The organism is Rhodohalobacter sp. 8-1, assembly GCF_038150125.1.
In the GTDB taxonomy this organism is placed as follows: Bacteria; Bacteroidota; Rhodothermia; order Balneolales; family Balneolaceae; genus SW132.
Window position 1 is genome coordinate 63515 of the sequence record NZ_JBBVMF010000016.1, and the last position, 22717, is coordinate 86231.

Here is a 22717-nt window from a genome sequence, read left to right on the forward strand (position 1 = left end):
ACTACCGCTCGTTTCGGTTTCTAATTAGTTTCAGCACTTCTTCCAGACCGGCTTCCACATTTTTGCGGGAAGCCTCTTTATCACTTGTCATTTTTCCCGATGTCGGTTTGTCCTTGTTGTTCACAACGGCTTTTATCACAAGTTCCCGAACTTCAATTGGCATATTGGCTGATTTAAGGTTACGATATGGAAACAGGATTGATTCGCCGATAGTACTGGTAGGCAAACTCAATGCTCTCAATCATGATCTTGTTTTCTTCGGCGTGAAGTCCGTCAACCGACCATTTTACAGGCCAGGCGTTGATGAAATTCCACGCCTGTAGTGGGTCATGGTCATTATTCAGCAAAACAACGCTGATGTCGTTTGCTTCAAATGTGAATCCCTCCACGGCTCCTCTAAACCACTGTACAAGCTGAGAGTCGATCAGGATGCCCCGTTTCATTATTAAGTTAGGGTAGCTTACCGGCTGCGGGAGCCTGTGCGCGAACCGGTTTTCGCCGCCTTCCTGGTACTCCTCCACACCGATATCCACGTTGATTCCGGATACTTCCTGGAACCCCACATCAGGAATGCCAGGGTATATGTTCTGAAGTCCTTCAAACCTGACCAAAAAATGAAAACCGGTGGGCGGATGAAACTGAGCCATGGTGAACCTTTGTTTACGGAGTTTCTATCACAAGACCTTCGTGGCAGAGTTCAATCGACTCAACAGCCACTTCGTTTCCGGTGGAGTTGAGCGAGGGTCCCTCAACTTTGCAGGGCCAGGCCTCCCGAACTTTCCATACCATCACCGGCTCATGCTCTTCATTCAGCAGGCTGATGGTAATGTCACGACGCTCAATGTTGTTCATTTTTACCGTGTTCAGCCACTGGAAAAACTCATTATCTGATCTGAACACACCCCGCTTCAGGGTGATATTGGAGTACTGCGGAATGCCGGGCATCTTGCTCACCTGGTAATCAAGCGAACTGCCCTCCCTGTAGTCGATGGTTTGTAGTTCTACGTTCAGCCCGGTGACTTCGGTGAACCCGATACGGGTCATGCCGGACTCAACCTGGTAGTGAAATGCGGATACTGGATAATTAACAGCCATAATCGTTCAGGTTTGGTTTGTTGGTTTAATCGTATTTGGATAATAGAATATGTGTATTGCTATCTCGAAATATTAGGACTCCTGCAGTTTGTGAGAGAATTTCAGGATGATAAACTCGGCGGGCCGCACGGCAGCAAGCCCGATTTCTACATTCATTCGTCCTTCAAGGATGTCGATCGCGTTCATCGTTTGCCCCAGGCCCACGCGTACAAAGAACGCCTCTTCGGGCTTGGCCCCAGCCAGGGCGCCATCTCTCCAAAGCTTGGATAGGAAGTTCTCGATCATCGATTTTACACGCAGCCAGGTGTTGGCGGTGTTCGGTTCGAAAACCACAAATTCCGTAGCTTTTTTCACTGATTCTTCCACAAAAATATAGAGTCGTCTTACGGGGATGTAGCGCCACTCATTGTCGTTGCCGGCCAGTGTTCGGGCACCCCATACAAGCGTTCCCTTGCCTGTAAACGTCCGGATGGCGTTGATCGATTTTCCGGAACCGGCGTCCACATTCAGGGTTTCCTGCTGGGCATGCGATACTTTCAGGGTAGGGCCAACAACCGAGCGGACATCCACATTGGCCGGGGCCTTCCAGACACCGCGCTGGCGGTCAACCCTTGCATAAATTCCAGCGATCGCGGCCGAGGGCGCCAGGTCCACCCGTAATTTGGAAAGTTCGGCGGTGATGGAGCGATATAAGCTTGGATCATTCTCTGAAATATCGAAAAGATTTTCATTTCCATTTGTTGGGATAGGGGGATTCGGAGTGCCGGTTCCCTCGTACACATATACCCTCTCTATTTCCAGGGATTCATCCTCTGAATCATGATAGCCATAGCTGAGGCTGGTTTTTAGGTAGGGATAGTACACTGCGCCATATTTAAGGTTCCCCTTTCCAATTCCGTCATTCCTGAAAGTGCCGGCATCGGCAATGGGATCATCCGTTACCTCTTTTACATCCATAATTACAAAGCGGTCGCGCAGAGTACGGCACTGGGTAAGGGCGGCTTCGTACACATCTTTATAGTCGGCAATTCCCAGCTGGTCGGGAAAAACGATCAGAGTGGGTTCATCGTATTTTGCCAGTCTTGTAAGTCCGCCGATCAGGCTTGTGGGTGTGGTGTCATTACCGGGATCAACAGCGTTGTCATAATCGTTTACCGATACTACATAGCAAGGCCCGCCTCCATTGTTGAAGAACATCTGCAGGGCGTAGTACATTTTATAATTGCTGATGGTGCCAGGCAGTTTCGCTTCAATTTTCCGGTCAATCATTTCTGCCTCTTCACCGTCTGTTCCGGTGTAGGTATCCGTTACGGTCACTTCGAGCTCTTCGGGATTTGGCCCGCCGAAAATTTCAATATAATCAAGCATGGAGGTAATGCGGGTGGGTTCTCCGCGAAGCTCTTCCGGATCATTCCTTTTGCCTGCCTTGTCCGTGTGACCAATAAATGCGGGAATTGCAGTAGCCACTGCAGCTACAGAAGCGGGCAGTGTGGAGATCTCTTCAATGTAAACGCCGGGTGTTTTATAGTCTGGCATAGTAGTGGGATTTGTTGTTATTACCTTAGTTTGATTTAAAATTGATTCTCATAAAGTCCACTTTTCTGGTGTGATGGAAAGGGGCATACTCCTGAATTATTCTAGATAGTTGTCCATCACGATTCCTGCAGTTTGTGAGAGAATTTCAGGATGATAAATTCAGCCGGACGCACTGCTGCAAGGCCAACTTCAATAATCATTCGCCCCTCCAGAATGTCGAGTGGCGTCATCGTTTGCCCGAGGCCTACTTTCACGAAAAAGGCCTCATCCGGTGTGGCACCGGCCAGGGCGCCATCTCTCCAGAGTTTCGCCAGGAAATTCTCTATCATCGATTTTACTCGCAGCCACGTTTTGGCATCGTTGGGCTCAAACACAACAAACTCCGTGGCTTTCTCGATAGACTCTTCAACGAATATGAACAGCCGTCTCACGGGAATATAGCGCCACTCGTTGTCGTTGCCGGCCAGCGTTCGGGCTCCCCAAACCATAGTCCCTTTACCGGCGAACTGACGGATAGCGTTAATCGATTTTCCAGTGGTTGCATCCACATTCAGCCCCTCCTGGTCCTGGCTGCTGATGGGAAGGCCGGGCTCACGCACACGGTTTACACTTACATTTGCAGGAGCTTTCCAAACACCGCGCTGACGGTCTACACGGGCGTATATGCCTGCCATAGCTCCGGATGGGTAGAGTTCAACAGACCTGTCAAGCCGATTTTTAATCCTGTTGTAGAGGGTTTTGTCAGGATCTATAATCTCAAATGTGCCGTTACCGGATACACTGGCTTCCCCGCCTCCGTTATCGGTGTATGTGAGAACAATGCCTGCCCCCGCTGTACCTTCAGCTGTAGCCGTGAGGGTGATAATTTCGGCGGATCGCTCAGCCGTGTAGTTCTCATTGCCGGCTTCACGAATGGCTTCCAGAAGGCTGGCTGCCGTTGTAGCCGGGCCAGATCCTCGCACAAAACCGTGATCACCTGTAACCGGATCATCCCCTTCTGAGGCCACCGCTTCAAATGTTTCGCCATCAATGTCAAATACATCGCCTACAACATCATTGCCGGAAAATGAAATCTGCCCAACTGCGTAATTGTCCCCTTCTCCAATCACCTTCAGCGAACTTAAATGATAGGGCCCCTCACCGGCGGTTGGCCGATTGTCGGTAATCAGCACAGAAGCATCGTTGTAATATCGATTCAGGCTGGTTTTAAGCGAGGGATAATAGGATGCTCCATACTTCAGATTGCTTGTACCCACCTCATCACGGAAAGCTGCAGCATCTTGAACTACCGTATTGGTGTCGGGGTTAGCCAGCGCATCCATAATGGCAAAACGGTCCTGCAGCTTGTTGCACTGAGCCAGCAGTTGATTATGAATGGTTGTTCGGTCGGTTGAATCTAAGTGAACAGCCTCCGGAACGACCAGCAGCGTAGGCTCATCTTCCTGTTCCAGCGCGGTAATACCTGCTTCCAGATCTCCCACGCTTATGTCGGATGATGAAGCAGGGGCATCTACGTACGTTCCCACGGAAACCACATGACAGGGGCCACCGCCATTCGCATAAAACATTTGTAGCTGGTAGTAAAGCAGGTAGGGCGACACTCCCGATGGCTCCGGAATGGAAATATCCGTGATATCGGGATCATCAGGATTGGGGGAAAGTGTGATCGCATACTGCTCATCAAACGGCATACCAAATATTTCCTGGTATTCCAGCATGGAAGTGATACGGACGGGAGTGGCATCGAGGATGGTTTCCCCATTCCGCTCTTTTTTTTGTGTGTAGCCTACAAACGCAGGGATAGCGGTAGCAACAGCTGCAACGGAAGCCGGCAGGGTTGAGATCTCTTCAATGTAGACACCGGGTGTTTTATAATCGGGCATAGGTACAGGAGTTAAAAGTTAAATGAAAACAAAAACTTCGCTTTCTAATTGGCCATTCTGTTTTTTCACAACACCGGAATGCGATGGATTTGGCAGGTGCTTGACCAGAACTGTGCCTCCGGGGTTTCTCAAAAGCTGCAAGTTAGACTTGGGTTGATCTTTAAACGGAATGGGCACATTTGATTTGAATACAACTGTTTCGAAGCCGTTGATTTTAATATCGGTGTGTGGCTCGTCTCCCTCGCGGTTAAAGGCAACAGCCGGGTAATTTGCAGAGCCGGGATCACTGATCTCTAAATCGTGGTCATCAAATATGACGTATCCGTTTTTGTTGACTACATAGTAGGTCCAGACAGTCTCTTTGCGAGAAAAGACAAGTTCGGACTCCTCGGTTTCTCCATAGAGATGATTCGGGCTATTTTTATATTTGATGTCAACAATTCCCAGGAGTTTTTGTGACGCCAGATCGTCATCGATGTAAAATCGATCTTCTTTCAGCGTGCTATCATCATCGGTATTGCGAATGGTAAAGGTGTAGAGCCCGGGCGGTCGCTGGCGTAAATCTATTTGCTGCCTGAAGACATCGTCATCACCTTTTGTGATGGGAAGCGGATCCGGCAAAGAAGAACCGTCAGTTTTTTGTCCTGCAGGAACGGTTGTAGTGCCGTCCGGGCTGGTTATTCGAAGCAAAATCTCGTTCGGTGGTGGGTCCAGACTGATACTATGCGTAAAAAGGCTATTTTTAATATCGTCAATTAGCGAATGCACCAGCTCTTCAGGATTATCGGCATCACCGGTTGCATCATCGGGATCATTGATAAAGTGAAGCACACTGGTTGATGAAAACCTGTCATCGGCAGAGACATCGAGCTGGGTAATGTTTTGAAACTCAGCACGGTTGTCGGCCATCAGCACAAATGTAAACTGCTGATCGGGCGGCAAGGTAACCACCGGTGTGATCTCATCGGCTTCGGCCCTGTATAAAATGACAATACCGTTTGGTATAGATTTGAAAAGCATGTTTGCCCCGCTGAGCAGACGTAGCGTTCGGCGTGTTGGCCGAAGGTAAAGACCCCGGGCGCGTTTATCATCGTAATACGAGTGACTCATCCTCAGATTAAACAGCCTTGTATAGTTGATGCTAACCATGATTAGCTCCGTGACTGTTAATTCCAATTTTCTCGATAGGCAGTGCCGTTGATTTTATCGATTTCTCCTGGAAGCGGATCAGCCGAACACGGTAAAGAACCGAGGGCAGGTATTTGGTTCCCACCACACTCCAGAAGTTGTAGAGCTGCTCAAACGAATAGGAATAAAGCTCCACAACCAGTTTTCGAAGGTCCGGGTCTTCTTCACTCATTTCAGGTGAATTGTCAGGCGTAAAAACATTCTTTGATTGAAAAAATGAGATCACATACGAAAGCTGCTTCAGCCCCTCCACGTAATCGTCGGTTGTGTCATCATTCAGTGTGTCCTGAAAGTTAGCCGAGATAAGAATGAACAGGTTTAGCTTTATTTCCGGATTCATCTGTTCAGTTACCCCATTTTCATTCAGAACGGTGGTTTTCTGATCTTTGAAATGCCGCTCTTCTTCAATATTGATCAGTGAAAGCCCAAGGGAACTGGGAGGAATGACGATGCCATTTTCTGTGGCAACACTTGTTAAAAAAATCCGCTCGGTGTTAAGGTCGTCAGTCCGTAGCTTTAAATATTCGTTGATCTGCTGGGTAAGAAAAGATAGCGACGTGTGAATCATGTAACTGTTCCCTCTGAGGCTTCAATATGTTATTGCAAGTGGATAACTCAATGATCTCTTTTCACTATATATAATAAATCACTGAGTCTCACTACCCATCTTTACTACCGAATATTACTACCGAATTTTTTAAGCAGACTGGTCCCAATCAGATAGTAATCTTTGAGGTTTCAGGGGTGGAAATATAGGATGAGAAAAGGTTTTGTTGTTATTCTTTATCCGCAACCGAAGCCACAGCCCGTATCAATAACCGTTCTGAAAAGCCACAGACAAATGATATCACGAAATAGGTTGTGCCGCTTGCAGGTTGAAGGTCAAGTACCGGCAAGACAAGGTTGAAGAATTCCGACTCCAGAAAAAAGAAAAAAGCGATGGCTGCGGCACCTCCCGTAAACACACGAATGGTTGTGAAAAAGTGGGAGCTGATTAACTCTGGATTCTTCAGATTGTCTGAGGTTTTCTTAACCCGGAACAGTGAACTCATCACGCCGCCGAACAATCCGAACAACATCACGCCGGTTAGCGTCGGCAGTGTTTGGATTAGACGGTCACCCCCTGGAGACGAGATGAGGGCTACGGGAAATAATTGAGTTATATATGCGATGTAGACAAAAATAAAAACAATGGTAACCGTTAATAGAACAAGAAGCGTGTTGATAACCGATTTTGTGAGGCGGTTCTTGTAATAGTTGTTGCTGAAATGTTCATCCCGAATTTCGGCGGCAAGATAGAGGGAAGAAGCAGAGAGGTTTTGACCCGGTTGTTCAAATTCGCCCAAAAGTCGGTAGACGGCTTTTTGACGCCATTCATTAAGATTCGTGGCCTCCTGACGAAACCGTTTGGCAAGATCATTGAGCTGATTCTGTTCCATCCCAAAAATGGAGAGCCTGACCGAGGCATGAAGGCTTTTCCACGCCGGGTCTATTTTACCGCGTTTCATCTGTTCATAAGCCATAGTCACAAGAGCCCCGGCCTGCTCACCCCATGCAGGTATACTTCCATCCTCGAGTGAGTTTTCCCGTATCCTGTATTCAAGAACAGCACTATGGGCTCTAAGGTCACCTTCAAGCCTCTCGAGTGCAAGTGCGTCGCTGTCTAAGTATTGTTTTACGGGTGCCTTGTAATCGTAACGCAGAGTTATGTTGCCGCTGGCTGAATCATAAAAATCTGACGGGAATTCTATCGATTTGATCAGCTCTTTTTCCGATTCAAGGGTGAGCTTTTTAACTGCCTCAGCGGGAGACACCCAGCGTACATTGTGGTTTCGTGCCGGAGAGAATTGACGGGTGTTAGCCCTGACCCGAAGGTGCCAGAAGATAGCGTATTCGGGCGGATCAAGATCGGGATAGAAGAGCGTATCGGCGGAGATGGGATCTTTTATTTCTGTGCCAACCAGCTTTGCAATGTCCTGAAATGGATCGGCTTTCGTTAGGCTGTAGGGATCTTGCACGACAACAGGGAGTTTCCACTCTACTCCGGTACCATCATCAGAAATGATGGCGATGCGTTGATGCCCTTTAATATTTTTCCAGACAATTCCACCGGTCAGGTGAGAAGGTGATCTGCTCATTCTGTATTGTGAATATATTCTTTAAAAACCCAGCCGCGCAGCTTTACCTCTACATTATACCAACCGTTTTGCTCTTTCAAAATAGAAACTTTGGTATTTTTGGATAGCGGTTTAGCGATTGTTGAGGTGGATGAAGACGGGCCTGAGCGTATATTCAGGGCCGATGCGGTGACAACGCCGGTTTTCTTGTCCGCGTCATCTTCGCCCTGATCTTTTCTATTAGAGTGAAGCAGCCGGTTCCTGAGCTTGTCAAGAGGAAAGGCCGGACCCGGATCAGACTTTCGGCCTGGTGCAATTTCTTCGTGGCCCAAAATGTGCTTTATATTGTAAGCATTCATAATATTCCGGCACAGATCGTGTGTGGCCGTGATCTGCTTTTCGGTATAGACGTGCCACCAAGACTCTTCTTCCTCATTCCGGTGCACAGCCCGGAGCACATCGTCTTCGCTATAGGTTTTTCCGAACCACGATCGCCAGACAGACCCGGTTTTTTCAAGCCTCCCGGCATTTACAATTTCAATACCGATGGAATAGTTGTTCAGATCTGTTCGGTCGAGCCAGGAGCTTTCCCCGGCATGCCAGCCTATTTTGTTAAACGGTATAAGCTGTGTGATGGATCCATCATGGTCGATCACTACATGTGCGGACGCTTCTACAGAGGGATCTTTAAATGTATTTACAGCGGAGGAAACCGACGGCCCAGCTGTGTAGTGAATGACAATAGTATCTGGCAATCCTTCTTCAAATGAACCGCTGGTTTTGTCAATTTCATCTATGGATACGTGATCTGAATCAATCTTGTGTTCCTTAATTTTCATGATACCCTCTGGATTTAATTTTTTGTTTAAACTATCATGGTCACCTGATTAGAAAATGTAATTTATTTAAGTGAACAAATCTAACACTTACAAAAGGGTGTGATGCCACCGTGAAGGGTAAGCTTGATGAACTTTTTCATGAATAGGGAAAAATTCTCATTACCTTTACGGTCTCAAAAATCGGGATAAACTTCTATAAATTACGGATGCTGACTATATTTTCAGAAATTCTCCATACACTGATGTCTCCTATAATTGGTGGCCAAACTTTTCTTACCGCAGTAACCCAGTCCGAGCTGATCGACTCAATCGTTAACATCCTTCCTGAATCACTTCAGGGGGAGTATACTGTGCCGACAGTCGGGCTGTTTATTATCTTTTTTGTATCAGCACTTGTGCATCTGGTTATCCGTGTTTGGATCATCCATCTGCTTCATAAGCTGGATGAAAAAACGGTCTCTGAGTGGTATGCTGTTATCCTGAAGCATAAGCTGCCGCAGCGTGCGCTTTTTATTATTCCGCTGCTGATAATTTATAACGGTCTGAACCTGGTTCCTGAAATCCCCGAAGAGGTTACAGACTTTATTATTCGGCTTACTGCCGCCACAATGGTTCTGGTGGGGGCAAGAGCGCTGGACGCACTGTTGTCGTCCGTTCATACGCTTTACCTGATGAATGCCGGTCCTGATAAGGCACCCATCAAGAGCTATATTCAGCTCGGGAAAGTGATTGTATACGTTTTTGCGGGACTCTTTATAGTGTCGAGCCTTGCTGATAAATCACCGTGGTACTTTCTTACCGGTATCGGTGCCGCGATGGCTATTATTCTCCTGCTGTTCCGGGATACATTGCTTTCGCTGGTGGCCAGTGTTCAGCTGACAAATAACGACCTGATCCGAGTGGGCGACTGGATCGAAATGCCCCAGTTCGGCGCCGATGGAGATGTAATTGACATAGCACTGAATACCGTACTGGTTCAGAATTTTGATAAGACTATTTCCGTTATACCCACCCATAAATTCCTTGAGCACAGCTTCAGGAACTGGCGCGGAATGCAAGAGACGGGTGGCAGGCGCATCATGCGCTCCCTGAATATTGATATCTCATCGATACGGTTTCTTACCTATCACGAAATCGAGCGGCTGAGGGAATCGATTTTGCTTAAAGACTATATCAACGAAAAAATGAAGGACGTGCACGACTATAACAGCGAATATCTGAAGACGAGCTCAAGCACGCTTACCAACGGCCGGTGGCTCACTAATGTAGGTACGTTCCGGGCATATATCATTGAGTATCTGAAAAAACATCCAAATGCGAAAAAAGATCTCACCATGCTGGTTCGTCAGCTGGAGCCGACAGAAAAAGGCCTGCCACTACAAGTGTATGTGTTTGTAGATACCACCGTATGGGCGGAATATGAGGGAATTCAGTCCGATATATTTGATCACCTGCTTGCCATTGCCCCTGAGTTTGGGCTAAATATTTTTCAACAGCCCACCGGCCGTGATTTCAGGGTTCTGAGTTCTCTGAACTAACCGGATTTTTTCCTGATGCTCTCGATAAATTCATATCATCAAGTGTATTCGAATCGGATAAGTAGGAATGGGAATTAAACAGATAGCAGAAATAGATGCCGTAGTTGTGCGAAGACGAGATCGTAAAATGGTAGGTTAATATCTCAGGAAGCAATGGGCAAAAAATCTTGAGCGACTAAACGAACTATAGCCAAGACAAAAAGCGGCTTAATAGCATTGATTACAATCAGTCACCGACTTTATAAAATTCATTAACTTTCTAAGGGCTAGTTTTTCTACATTAGAAAGTGATGATATCAGTTCAAGCAGAAAGCCCGAGAGAACGGTATTTACTGCGATAACTGATACTGTGACAAGGTTCTGGGACACCCAAAATGGTAAACACGGATGATTTTACTCATTGCTTTTGTTGAATAAAAAATTACCACTCTATAATTGTCGAACTCAGGATAATTTCGCCGCAATACCTTTAGCCCAAATTTGGGCTGCTTTCCATTTTTCATACGTGTAATATTTTTAGTGCTTTACATTGGATCACGCTTATCTTTGTGAATAATCCGGGTCAGATTCCTATCGTAAGCATCAAGAGCCGATCAATCGACAAAAATGCATAAAATCATTAGCGTGTATTTGAATGTATGCTTTGAATTTAATGGCAGCTTTTGCATACTGTCACAATTATTTAAGTAATCTTTACAGAAAGACGTTGAGGTGCTTAGCTGCGGATTTTTTTATGACGGCTTAAGGGAGCAATAACTTATTAGCCTTAGACGCAGGTTTCTGATGAGGGGGTAGTGCAAACAAGTTTAAGGTAAGATCACTTCAACATATAATGAAAAGACAGTTCATCCAGTCTGTATTTAGGGGTGAAAAGTTACCCGCTAACAAACGATATATTTAATCAAATGAAAACAGTTTGTCTGGCTCATCTGTCTGATATTAGTCGTTATCTCCTGGTATTTATGAAAAAAATGAGAGTTGCGGAGAAACTCATACCAGCAATAGGGCTGTTGCTTGCTCCGGGACACGTTGTAAAGGCACAGTCCAATGATATTCAGGAGCTTGGCTACATTGCCCCACCGGATTCGCTCGTAGAAGTAGATGCCAATCTTTACATCAATAAAATTTACAACGTTAATTCTGTTGAAGAGACGTATCAAATTGACGGCTATCTAGAGTTTCAGTGGATTGATGAACGATTGGCTTTTGAATCAGAATCTGCGGATTCTTATTTAATTTTTGAAAATGATCGAGCCTCAGAAGTGATGAAATCTGAGGTTTGGGTTCCGGCTTTTGAATTCGTCAATATTCAGGGCAAACAGGACACACAACACTTTCTTATCTCGATAGAACCCAATGGTACCGTTACGTATGAGGAACGGTTTTTTGGGATTTTCCACACAGAAATGAATTTTAGAAAATTTCCTTTCGACTATAAAAAGTTCGTCGTTGAAATAGAGCCGTTTTCATATGATGAAAATTTCCTGAAATTTAAAACCTTATCACTCTTTCCGGATACATCTGACACCTGTAAAGCTCTCGATACAACACTGGGTAAGGATTGGAATCTAACGGGCATCAAAGTAGTAACGGATACATCATCATACGGTCTTCCGGACGCGATGACTTCCGGGAGTGACGGTGGAATCTACTCAAAAGCCGTATTTGAGGTGCATGCGAAACGGATCAGCGACTATTTTATATGGCAGGTGCTTCTGCCTCTCTTTTTAATCATAGCGGCATCATTCACGATTTTCTGGATTCGGGACTTTGGAACGCAAATTGGCATAGGGTTTTCTTTAATGCTTACTGTGGTTGCATTCAATTTCTACTCAGCCTCTATATTGCCCAGGCTGCCATATAACACATTCATTGAATATGTGATCATGTTTGGGTACTTGTTCATTTTGTTCGGCATTATTGCGGCCACCATAAATCATAACCTTGAAAAAAGAGAACAAAGCAGTTTTGATTTGTTCAAAGTTTGCAGATGGGGTTTTCCGGCGAGCTATCTTTTGATTATGATAATACTGATACTGGTAAATCTCGTCTTTGAGACCGGAACAATGGATCTGGTTAATAATTGCGGTTGATATACTCGTATGTTGTCAAGCCAGGCAGACCTCACTTTAATAAGATCCAGATAATCCGTAGTTGCCCTGTTCCTGGTCAGTGATGAATGGATTTTGAGGAGTGAAAATATTCCCAAATAATTTTCATTCAGGAACCAATTCGAATTATAAGAGGGTTAATTTAGATATATTTTAAAAAAATTACTCTGTTACTATTTCCATTGAGTTGTAGACAATTGCCTTTCTTATCTACTACGGAGATTTCATGAGTTATAAAATTTACAATTTGGCAGAGAGAATTTTAAAACGTCTTACCAGCAGTGTCACTTTGTTTCTCTGGCAAGATATTCTAACAGAATTATTTTTTACTTAAAACAGCACGAGCTGTACACTATAAACGTAACGAGATTTAAAAATGAAGATAACTCTTGAAAAATATTTGGTACTGATTGTTGCTATACTATTTTTCACGTCTTGTGGAGAATTAAGCAGAGAAGTTGAGAAGAAGTACAATGAATTAAATAAAGTTACCGAGTCACTCGATTCTTTGTGGAATAAAGGAAGTGATAAGATTATGGCACTTGATTCACTCCTCAATGCGGATGGGGATAAATTGAAAAATATCGATTCATTGATTAATAAATCCACTTCAAAAATTGACTCTCTTTCCGGCGAGAAGATGAAAACTATAGAAGAAATCATAAAACAATAACGAGGTATATATTATGAAATGTCCAAATTGTAACGTGAATCTGGTAATGACAGAAAGAAGTGGCGTTGAGATTGACTATTGTCCGGAGTGTCGGGGTGTATGGCTTGATCGGGGAGAGCTTGATAAAATTATTGAGCGATCTTCACAAACCGTTAAAAGCAGTCAGGCCGAACGATATACTGACAGACATGCATATCAATCTGATAAGAAGCAGTATCCAAAAAAGAAAAAGAGTCTTTTGAGCGAGCTGTTTGATTTTTAATATCCTCATTGAGTTTCATTCTAAAGAAGTCAAAACCTGGTTCTATAAATTCTCTCCAAATCAAGTTGAATTGGTTATTTAACTTTAAAAAGGGCAGCATATTTCTGAGATAAGTCATCAAGCAGAGAGTGAAAATGAATACCGCTCTGAATGGTAAGGGAGCCAGGTTTTTAAATACCCAAAAGTGTCGGGCCCTCCTAAAAAATTCCTGTCTTAAACCCTGCATAAGTTTTTTACCCGGGTATCAAGAAATATTTTTCGCGGCCGTCACCTCGTTTTCAACATCTTTGCCCTCTTCGTGTCGCGTAAGATTCTGTATGGTAGTCTCTGTTATTTGCTGAAGGGCCTCATCGGTCAGGAACGCCTGGTGGCCGGTAATCAGTACGTTAGGAAAGTTCATGAGCCGGGCTATCTCGTCATCCTGTATTACTTCTCCTGAAAGGTCTTTAAAGAAAAGATCGTCCTCTTGTTCATATACGTCAATTCCCAGGAAGCCAATTTTCTTTCTCTTAAGCCCGTCAATTACGGCAGATGTGTCGATGAGGGCCCCGCGGCTGGTGTTGATAATCATAACACCCTCTTTCATTTTTTCGATGGATTTGCCATCGATGATGTGACGTGTCTGTGGCATAAGAGGGCAGTGCAGCGAGATGATATCGGATTTTTCGACAAGCTCATCAAAATCGACATACGTACCGCCCATCTGTTTCACCTCTTCGTTTTCATATGGATCGAATGCGAGTATATCGCAGCCAAACCCGGCCATAATTTTACAAAAAGCCGTTCCGATAGTTCCGGTCCCAATCACTCCCACAGTTTTGCCGTGAAGATTAAAGCCGGTCAGACCTTCAAGCGAATAGTTATTTTCGCGAACCCTGTTATAAGCTTTGTGGGTTTTTCGGTTAAGCGTCAAAATCAGCGCCACGGTGTGTTCGGCAACAGCTTCGGGAGAGTAGGCGGGGACACGATATACAGTAATTTTATGCTTGCTGCAGGCTTCCAGATCTACATGATTGAATCCGGCCGATCTCAGCGCGATGACATCTACGCCAAGCTCCGCAATTTTTGCAATTAGAGGTTCATCCATTGGATTGTTTACAAAAATACAAACGGCTTTATAACCCGAGACCAATTTCGCCGTTTGAAGTGTCAGAGCATCTTCAAAGAACGTGATGTTGTGGTTTGACTGAGCCACTTTGGCTTCAAAGTGATTTCTATCGTAAGACTTGGTGCTGAAAAATGCGATGTTCATGTGGAAGGTCAGGTTTGATTTGTGAGCGAGTATAAATGAGCACGGGAGCGTCCAGTTGTAGTAGGGTATGATGTAAGTTCAGCGCTTTTCGAGTCACTAAACACATACCGTGCCGATTTCACGTGCCAGTCAGTTTCAAACAACCAACTAAAGAGTTGTCCTGTACGTTTCCTGAACTTAGTAAGTCAGCATCCCGTTGCGTTAACTTTTAGGTGGGATCGTCCGGCCGGTTTTTACTTTATAAGCGTCAATTACCATCTCTTCAATCTGGTCGAGGCTGAAGGTTTCTGAGTTTATGACAAGATCGTAATCCGATGCTGTTGTCAGATCTTTATAGAAAAATCGCTCAACGTATTCCTGACGCTCCTCATCCTTTTTTCTTATAAGATCACGTGCCTCGGCTTCCGGGATTTTATGTTTTTCAGCTATATGTTTTACCCGCGATTTAAATGGCCTCACAAGACGGATGTTCAGGTTTTCCTGTTTTTGACAGATATAGTTTCCGCCCCGCCCAACAATGATACCACGACCGTGTTCCTCAATCGTTTTTACCACACGAATTAAAGACCGGATGTAGTTTACATTGGTGTGGATGTCGCTGATAAATGCTGATACAGCATCTTCAACGTCCTGTTTGCGCCTTTCATCCAGCGTTTCCAGCATCTTTTTGTCGCTGTCCATATCTTCGGCGATAGCGCCAAGAAGTTCCCGGTCCCATACCTCAAATCCGGTAGTATCTCCCAGCTTTTCTGCCAGTGTCCCGCCAAGGGCCCCGAACTCCCGAGAGATAGTGATCAACGGAAAGAACGCCTCCTTTTTATGACTGGAGGTAATCATTTCCGTTCTGTGATCCCACTCTTTAATTTGCTTATCCACAATTTGAGAAACTGTCATTGGCATAGTATCAGGTATTTATAGAGTTAATAGGAATAAAATTTTATGGTCTTAAATATATGGTATATACGTATTTAACAAGATAATATATCTGATGGTTCAAGTTGGACGGCGGCTAAATTCAGGCGGCCAAAAAATATAGGTGACCAATTACAACAGGGCTGATTATGCTGAAAAAACCATCCTAATCTTTTCCGCGATTCGGCAGTATGTTTCTTATTTTGTCTATACAATTCAAATTAACAAAACAGTTCCTGATTAATTAACCGTATGTCTAATGAGAAATGATGACGTTCTGAAAAGTATCAGCTACACGCTTAACCTCAATAAGCCTCAAATTGCTGAAATTTGCAAACTTGGCGGGTATGAGCCCGATCGCGGAGAGATCGAGATGATCTTTTCAGACGAAAAGGAAACTGAAAAGAGAATTGACGGACGAGTGGTTGAAAAGGATGTCAGCCATGAGCTCACTTCGCACTTTCTCGACGGACTGATTATTCACCGGCGCGGCAAGCAAAAAAATGCAAAACCACGTCCGGTTGAAATTCCTGTCACTAACAACACAGTACTGAAAAAACTTAGGGTAGCGTTTAAACTCCGTGAAGAGGAGATTATTGAATTGTTGAAGATGAGTGGGTTTGAAGTATCCAAAACAGAACTAAGCGCTCTGTTTCGAGCCGACGACCATCGTAATTACCGCCCTTGTGGCGATCAGTTACTGCGCTACTTCCTGAAAGGGCTGGCCGAAAAGTATAAGGAGGAGTGACTCCTTTTTTCATAATCCTCGTATCAGCTTACATTGTTTTTAATGCTGAGGCCCAGCTTACATCCCCACCTGATACCCTTACTGCCGGCAACAGTGAGCTGGTCCTCTATCAAATCATGCACGGATCTGTAGTGTTTAATTATGGTGGAATAACTGTATTTGCGGATCCATAAGGTGGCGCAGCTTTTTATGAACAGTTTGATCCGCCAGACATCATTCTTATTACCCATACGCATGCTGATCACTATAACCCGGAAACGTTAACGGGGCTTGATATTGAAAATACAACCTTTATCGTGCCACGAACAGTTGTTGATGTAATGGATGGCATGTACAGCGATCAGCTGGTGGATGCTGCAGGCAGTGGGATACAGGTTCGTATGAAAGATTGGTATTCTAATTAAATACGTCGGGTCGATTACATCACTGAGAAATTTTGCATCAGACAAATAAAAGCTGTTCGATTACACAATCAAATTTTGAAAAGGCCACTTAATACGGCAGGCATTTCAGAATAGAAAATGATGGATGCTTAACTGGTTATGGTCAATGTCATTATTAAAGCTCATTGCTTTTGATTAATCCTCGATTGAATCCCATTGTCGCTGCTTGCGTCTGAAAGCAAAGCTTGTATGTCAGTATGGGTTCCACAATTTATATGCGAGCAGGTGTAGTGAATGCGACAAAGCTGTATATAAAATCTATAATGATGGCCCCGTTATCATTGAAGTTAAGGGAGGTTACAAAACCTGTTATAAACTGCTTGGTTATTTGCTAGCCAAAAGCTGGATTTATAAAGAAATTGCGCAAATAATTTGTTCAATATTATAATAAATTTGCTCATAAATTTTGTATTGCTTTTGCGCATTTACTATCTTGGAAAAGTTGGAAGCGCTTTTAGAATCTTGATGCGAAAAAAGGATGTTAGAGTGCTGGTTGGGAAATAAATATCAAAGATTAGATCTCTGTTATCTGAACAAATTTTGCTCAAAATTAGATGTGAGTAATATTCTCATCGACTCAGCATTCGTTTAGGTCTCGCCAACGGTAAAAAACAATTATAGACAGCTCAACCTATTTTTAAAAATGTTTATGGGATGAAAGGTGTGTGAGCTGCTGTGTACAAGTGCAAGTGTACTTGATGGCAGGCATGATGTGAAGGGGTGAACGATCCGTCTAACCTGTCAAATAGTGAAATAAGTTAAAGTTCTGAACTCCATACAGGGTATGTAGGGGAAATGATATGACCAGAAGCAATTTTTTAGAAGATATAAACTTATGGAAGCGGGTTGTTAACGAGAATAGTGGTGATGCTTTTTCCGCTTTATTCAGGAAATATTATAAGCCGCTACTAAACTATGGGTTGCAGTTAGTGCCTCGTAAGCAGCTGGTCAAAGACAGTATACAAGAACTTTTCTTTACGGTTTGGGATCGAAGAGATCGTTTATCTGAAATTGAAAATGTGAGTTCCTATCTCTTTACTTCTTTTCGCAGAACCCTCTTCAGGCAAGTCGAAATGTTTCAAATTTGGCAAAAAAGAGATCAGTTGTATTTTGTAGAAACAATCCAGGAAATTGGGTTGAATACTGAGCAGTCACTTATAGTGGAAGAGATAAATCGAGAGACAAAAGAAAATTTGAAGAAAGCTTTTGAGAATTTAACCGGGCATCAAAAGGAAGCTGCCTTTTTGAAATTCTACTGCGGGCTATCGAATGATGAGATTAGCGACGTTATGGGCATTAGGAAAGAAAGCGTGTACAACTATATGTATCGTGCCATCTGTGTTCTAAAAGAGAGTATGAGTATTTCACTCGCCGGCTGATTTGCCTGATATTATAATTTGCAAACCAGGGTGCTTTGAATCCAAATGTCTGAACGTCAGGCAAATTTTTTTCAAAAAAATAAAAGTTTTTAGTGGAGATCTGTCAGGTGACTCTCTTTATATACATTGAAATCAAATCAGAAATCACAAATTGAACCATATTTGGCCACCCCAAATCAGGAATTAGCAGAATTATTAGGTAATAAGTCCTTTACTCGCTGGATTCAAGGCAATGCCGGTAAGTCTGAAAAACGGAGGTGGGATGCCTGGGAAAAAAGAAATCCGTCTCACAGGGAGCTTTGTGCAAATGCTGAGATTTTTTTTCAGATGCGATTGGAGCTGGATCCGGCGGAAGACGCAGAAGTGCAGTTGGACAGATTAAATAAGCGGATTGTCAGAGTTAAAAGGCACAAGAATCAAAAAATAGGTGAAAAAATTAAGTTGAAGCGCGATTTAGGAATCTACCGAGTGGCATTTGCTGCTACAATTTTGCTGCTGCTGTCGATCGCAGGCGCGCTCTATCTTTTCAATCCCGGTGTTCTCACGGTATCTGCTGAACAAAATATCGAGTCAGAGTTTGTTTTAGCTGAAACCGGATATGGAGAAACTAGTTCTCTCAAGTTTAGTGATGGATCGCTAATTCAGTTAAATGCAAAGTCATCACTGCGTTACAACCTGGATCAGTTTGGCAGTAAGCGGGTCGAAGTTTGGCTGCAGGGCGAAGGATACTTTGATATTGCATCTAACCCCGGAGGCGAAAAGCGTGAGTTTATCATTCACACTGACAATGGAAAGATTAAGGTTTTAGGAACTAAGTTTAATGTGGATACACGGTTCCGGAAAACCAGTGTTGTATTGGAGGATGGGCTGTTAGAGGTGTCGGGTAATGAATCTCTGGGCCTGGCGTCCAGCAGAAAAATATTGAAGCCAGGTAATCTTGCTATCATCAACGGTTCCTCCTCAGATATTGAGATTCAAAATGTGGATGTGAAGATGTTTACAGCCTGGATTAATGGCGAAAAAGTATTCCGAAACACACCACTTAAAGATATTTTCACATCAATTGAAGCTACTTACGGAGTAAAGATTGATGTGGAATCCCCGGATTTGCTGGATCGCCAGATAACCGGGGTTTTTCAAAACCCTGACTTGCAAATTTTGCTTGCCGGCCTTCAAGAAATTCTTGACCTGCATATAGAGCAGGTTAATGACAAAGAGTTTTTGATTTCACGGAAGTCAATTCAATATGAGTAAACCTAATGATCAGTTTTCAATGTCAAAATCAATGGGAACAAAGATGAAAGATATAATTATGAAAATCCGCGTTTTGGGATGCCTGTTTTTTATCCTGGCTGCGGGAGTAGCCTCTGTAGATGCACAAATTGCAGACCAGCAATTAACTCTAAACGACCAAGAGGATATCGGGGCACAAACAGCCAGTATTCTGCTGGAAGATGCCCTTAAACAATTTGAAGACAGGTTTGATGTGTCTTTTGTTTATGAAAGCAATGTGCTGAACGGAATGCGCGTTAAACCAAAAAATATACGCCCGTCAGATAATTTGGATTTAGAATTGAACCAGCTTCTGGAGCAATTTAACCTGATGTTTACCAATCTGAATGATCGTACGTACGTTATCAAACGTAATCCTGTTGCTCTGGTTACCACCGCACAAACAGCCGTTCATATGGTGGAGGGTGTGGTCACAGATTATGAAACCAGAGAAACGATGCCTGGCGTTAACATAACTATAAAAGGAAACCCCACTCTGGGTACATCTACCAATTTGGACGGGGAATATTCTCTAAATGCACCTGCTGCCAATGATACGCTGGTATTTTCATTTATTGGGTACCAGAGATTAGAAGTGCCTATTGAAGGACGCAGCCAGATTGATGTAGCCATGGAGCTTTCGACCATAACCGGAGAAGAGCTGGTTGTTATTGGGTTCGGTACCCAGGAACGGGCAAGTGTTGTTGCCGGCGTTTCCTCTATCTCTGAAAGAGATCTGGAACGGACTGTTCAGGTACCTAACCTGAGTATGGCGCTTTCGGGTAAACTGCCTGGTGTGGTAACTGTAAGTAGTACAGGCTTGCCGGGAGAAGAAGATCCTCAGATATTTGTACGTGGACGAAGTACATGGCAGGATTCCTCCCCGCTTATTTTGGTGGATGGCATTGAAAGATCTATAGGAAATATCGACATGAGTACTGTGTCGTCCGTAACTGTTTTGAAAGATGCCTCAGCTACTGCCGTCTATGGTGTGCAGGGTGCTAACGGTGTTATTCTTGTACAAACCAAAACCGGGTACGAGGGGCAGGTTCAGATTTCAGGTAGTTTTAAAAATACGGTAAAAGTACCGTCACAACTGCCCGGCGTTATGGATGGATATGAAACACTCATGTTGCGAAACCAGGCTATTGCTAATGAATTGGGAGCACCGAATGCAAGCTGGGGTGAATATTATACTCAGGACTTTGTCGACCGGTACCAGAGACCTCAATCACCAGAAGACCGTGTTCGGTATGCTAATGTAGACTGGAGTGATGAACTATTCAGAAATTACACACAATCTTATGATGCGAGTCTGAATGTCAGAGGTGGATCGGAATTTGTACAATTCTTTGCAAGTGCCAACTATCTGAATGAAGGAGATCTATTTAAAGAATTTGACAACAACCGTGGGTATCAGTCCGGATTTGGATACCAGAGGTTGAATGCCCGTTCAAATCTTGATTTTCAGATAACGCCTTCTACTACGTTAAGTGCAAAAATTGCCGGCTCGTACGGAGCAAGAAAAAGACCCTGGGGTTTTTCAGGTGGCGATTACGGATTTTGGATAGCTGCCTACAGTGCATCGCCAACACAGTATTTACCAAGGTACCCTGATGGCAGTTATGGATTTGATCCTGATGCAACCGGCGGGAGTAGTAACTCAGTAGAAATTTTGGCATTGAGCGGGATTGAACGAATAACCAGTACAGATCTGACCACGAATTTTGAGCTTGATCAGAACCTGGACATGCTTGTGCCGGGATTAGATTTTAGAGGTCAGATCGCTGTTGATAATACTTTTATAGAAGGAAACAGGGGTATTAATGACTTATATAATTCTGCAAGAAATAAATACGTTGACCCGATAAGCGGAGCAGAGACATATCAGCCCCTGTATGATACGGGTACACAATTCGATTTTCAGTCTGGTAGTCTGTGGAATACAGATGGAGGGTCGGTCAATAATAATCAGACGTATCGAAGACTGTACTATCAGTTACAGTTAAACTACAATTTTACGCTGGGTGACAGACATAAATTTAGTGAGATGGTACTTGTAAACCGTACACAAAATGCTGTCGGTAGTATTATTCCGCGGGCCAGGGAAAATTGGGTGTTTCGTACAACCTATAATTACGATCAAAGATATATTCTTGAATATAACGGGTCCTATAACGGATCAGAGAAGTTTGGTGAAGGTTACCGCTTTGGTTTCTTCTCTTCAGGAGGTTTCGGCTGGAACATTCACAGAGAAAAATTTATGAGTTCTTTTGATTTCCTGGATAATTTAAAGCTCAGGGCATCTTACGGAACAATCGGGGATGATAATACCAACGGCCGCTGGCTTTACAGGTCGGAATGGGTTTATGGGGGTAATACTGGTATTGGTACATCAGGAATTCAGGCTCCGGTCAGCCCATATACCTGGTACAGAGTGCAATCGCTTGGTAACCCTGATGTACGCTGGGCTACAGTAACAAAAGCGAATCTTGGGATTGATTTTGGACTTTTCCAAGGTTTGATATCGGGATCTATCGATATTTTTCGTGATCAGCGAGAAGATATTCTTATCAGTGGTTCCGAGCGGGCTATTCCCTCTTACTTTGGCCAGCAAGCTCCCGTCGCTAACCTGGGAGAGGTTAATAACAAGGGGTATGAGCTTACCCTTAATGTAGATCAAAGGTTTGATAACGGATTACGTCTGTGGACCGAGATGAATATTACACACGCAGAAAATGAAGTGATTGAGCGTGATGATCCCGACTTGACCCCAGAATATCAGAAGGAGGCAGGTTTCGCTGTTGGTCAGGCGAGAACACACGTAGATAACGGCTTTTATAATTCCTGGGATGAAGTTTATGCGTCTGCTCCGTTTAATACAAATGATGCAGGCAAGTTACCGGGCGGGAAATATATCGTTGATTACAATTCAGATGGAATAATTGATGATCAGGACAGTGTTCCTTACGGCTATTCCGGCACACCACAAAACACCTACAATACTACAGTGGGATTCGATTGGAGGGGGTTAAGTGCATTTGCTCAGTTTTACGGAGTTAATAATGTTAATCGGTGGACTAACTTTGGAAGCCTTGGCGGCAATGAATTGGCATATGCCGTAGATGGAGGGTATTGGAGCATGGACAATCCCGATGCGAATACCCAGATGCCACGCTGGAATACCAATGTAAGTGGCTTTAGCAGAGGCAGCCGATGGATGTATGACGGATCCTTTTTACGCCTGAAGAATGCACAAATTGGCTACACATTTGATTCAAGATCAGGCGTTGCAAGAAATCTTGGTGTAAGCAGTTTTAAGGTCTATTTAAATGGTTATAACCTTCTGTTGTGGACCGACATGCCCGATGACCGGGAATCTAATTTTGCAGGTGGTGCAGTGCCCAGTCAGGGTGCTTATCCAACAGTAAAACGGTTTAACCTTGGGGTTAATGTTAATTTCTAAATT

The 22717-nt window shown here is 43.9% G+C and carries 19 protein-coding genes; 8 read left to right on the forward strand and 11 right to left on the reverse strand.

Annotation, left to right across the window (positions count from 1 at the left end; genetic code table 11):
• Window position 1: 1 nt before the first annotated feature.
• The 9 genes from AABW11_RS14815 to AABW11_RS14855 all read right to left on the reverse strand — a co-directional run bounded on the left by AABW11_RS14815 (window position 2) and on the right by AABW11_RS14855 (window position 8658).
• A complete protein-coding gene (locus AABW11_RS14815; RefSeq protein WP_340105905.1) occupies window positions 2-163 on the reverse strand; it encodes a DUF5908 family protein in 162 nt (53 codons plus the stop codon).
• A gap of 16 nt (window positions 164-179) precedes the next feature.
• The gene (locus tag AABW11_RS14820; RefSeq protein ID WP_340105906.1) at window positions 180-647 is read right to left on the reverse strand and encodes a phage tail protein; all 468 of its coding nucleotides are present in this window, start codon (window positions 645-647) and stop codon (window positions 180-182) included.
• Window positions 648-660: 13 nt separating this feature from the next.
• Window positions 661-1095, reverse strand: a complete 435-nt coding sequence (locus AABW11_RS14825) for a phage tail protein (protein ID WP_340105907.1) — start codon at window positions 1093-1095, stop codon at window positions 661-663.
• A 72-nt stretch (window positions 1096-1167) separates the two neighbouring features.
• The gene (locus tag AABW11_RS14830; protein ID WP_340105908.1) at window positions 1168-2631 is read right to left on the reverse strand and encodes a phage tail sheath family protein; all 1464 of its coding nucleotides are present in this window, start codon (window positions 2629-2631) and stop codon (window positions 1168-1170) included.
• Between the two features lie 116 nt (window positions 2632-2747).
• Window positions 2748-4514, reverse strand: a complete 1767-nt coding sequence (locus AABW11_RS14835; RefSeq protein ID WP_340105909.1) for a phage tail sheath family protein — start codon at window positions 4512-4514, stop codon at window positions 2748-2750.
• A gap of 18 nt (window positions 4515-4532) precedes the next feature.
• Window positions 4533-5663, reverse strand: a complete 1131-nt coding sequence (locus AABW11_RS14840) for a hypothetical protein (RefSeq protein WP_340105910.1) — start codon at window positions 5661-5663, stop codon at window positions 4533-4535.
• Window positions 5656-6270 carry a DUF4255 domain-containing protein gene (locus tag AABW11_RS14845; RefSeq protein WP_340105911.1) on the reverse strand — a complete coding sequence of 205 codons (615 nt, stop codon included), beginning with the start codon at window positions 6268-6270 and terminating at the stop codon, window positions 5656-5658. Before AABW11_RS14845 ends, AABW11_RS14840 begins: the two co-directional genes overlap by 8 nt.
• Window positions 6271-6478: 208 nt before the next feature.
• Window positions 6479-7840, reverse strand: coding sequence for a hypothetical protein (locus AABW11_RS14850; RefSeq protein ID WP_340105912.1), 1362 nt, complete (start codon window positions 7838-7840; stop codon window positions 6479-6481).
• On the reverse strand, window positions 7837-8658 hold the full coding sequence (locus AABW11_RS14855) for an N-acetylmuramoyl-L-alanine amidase (RefSeq protein ID WP_340105913.1): 822 nt from the start codon (window positions 8656-8658) through the stop codon (window positions 7837-7839). The genes AABW11_RS14850 and AABW11_RS14855 overlap by 4 nt, the downstream gene beginning before the upstream one ends.
• 242 nt (window positions 8659-8900) lie before the next feature.
• Between AABW11_RS14855 and AABW11_RS14860 the strand changes: the two genes are divergently transcribed.
• The 4 genes from AABW11_RS14860 (at window position 8901) to AABW11_RS14875 (ending at window position 13242) form a co-directional block, all read left to right on the forward strand.
• Window positions 8901-10196, forward strand: a complete 1296-nt coding sequence (locus AABW11_RS14860; protein ID WP_340105914.1) for a mechanosensitive ion channel family protein — start codon at window positions 8901-8903, stop codon at window positions 10194-10196.
• A gap of 905 nt (window positions 10197-11101) precedes the next feature.
• Window positions 11102-12289, forward strand: a complete 1188-nt coding sequence (locus tag AABW11_RS14865; RefSeq protein ID WP_340105915.1) for a hypothetical protein — start codon at window positions 11102-11104, stop codon at window positions 12287-12289.
• Window positions 12290-12683: 394 nt separating this feature from the next.
• Window positions 12684-12980 carry a hypothetical protein gene (locus AABW11_RS14870; RefSeq protein ID WP_340105916.1) on the forward strand — a complete coding sequence of 99 codons (297 nt, stop codon included), beginning with the start codon at window positions 12684-12686 and terminating at the stop codon, window positions 12978-12980.
• Window positions 12981-12993: 13 nt separating this feature from the next.
• Window positions 12994-13242: a TFIIB-type zinc ribbon-containing protein gene (locus AABW11_RS14875; protein ID WP_340105917.1), complete on the forward strand. Its 249-nt coding sequence runs from the start codon at window positions 12994-12996 to the stop codon at window positions 13240-13242.
• A 244-nt stretch (window positions 13243-13486) separates the two neighbouring features.
• Here the strand turns inward: AABW11_RS14875 and AABW11_RS14880 are convergent, their stop codons facing one another.
• A complete protein-coding gene (locus AABW11_RS14880) occupies window positions 13487-14494 on the reverse strand; it encodes a 2-hydroxyacid dehydrogenase (protein WP_340105918.1) in 1008 nt (335 codons plus the stop codon).
• 201 nt (window positions 14495-14695) lie between these two features.
• The gene (locus AABW11_RS14885) at window positions 14696-15388 is read right to left on the reverse strand and encodes a cytidylate kinase-like family protein (protein ID WP_340105919.1); all 693 of its coding nucleotides are present in this window, start codon (window positions 15386-15388) and stop codon (window positions 14696-14698) included.
• A gap of 277 nt (window positions 15389-15665) precedes the next feature.
• On the opposite strand from AABW11_RS14885, the gene AABW11_RS14890 reads away from it, so the two are divergent.
• The 4 genes from AABW11_RS14890 (at window position 15666) to AABW11_RS14905 (ending at window position 22714) form a co-directional block, all read left to right on the forward strand.
• Window positions 15666-16154, forward strand: coding sequence for a DUF1456 family protein (locus AABW11_RS14890; RefSeq protein ID WP_340105920.1), 489 nt, complete (start codon window positions 15666-15668; stop codon window positions 16152-16154).
• 1243 nt (window positions 16155-17397) lie between these two features.
• Window positions 17398-17976 carry an RNA polymerase sigma factor gene (locus AABW11_RS14895; RefSeq protein ID WP_340105921.1) on the forward strand — a complete coding sequence of 193 codons (579 nt, stop codon included), beginning with the start codon at window positions 17398-17400 and terminating at the stop codon, window positions 17974-17976.
• A 162-nt stretch (window positions 17977-18138) separates the two neighbouring features.
• Window positions 18139-19230 (forward strand): FecR family protein, encoded by a 1092-nt coding sequence (locus AABW11_RS14900; protein ID WP_340105922.1) that lies wholly within the window; start codon window positions 18139-18141, stop codon window positions 19228-19230.
• A gap of 43 nt (window positions 19231-19273) precedes the next feature.
• Window positions 19274-22714 (forward strand): SusC/RagA family TonB-linked outer membrane protein, encoded by a 3441-nt coding sequence (locus AABW11_RS14905; protein WP_340105923.1) that lies wholly within the window; start codon window positions 19274-19276, stop codon window positions 22712-22714.
• Window positions 22715-22717: the final 3 nt, after the last annotated feature.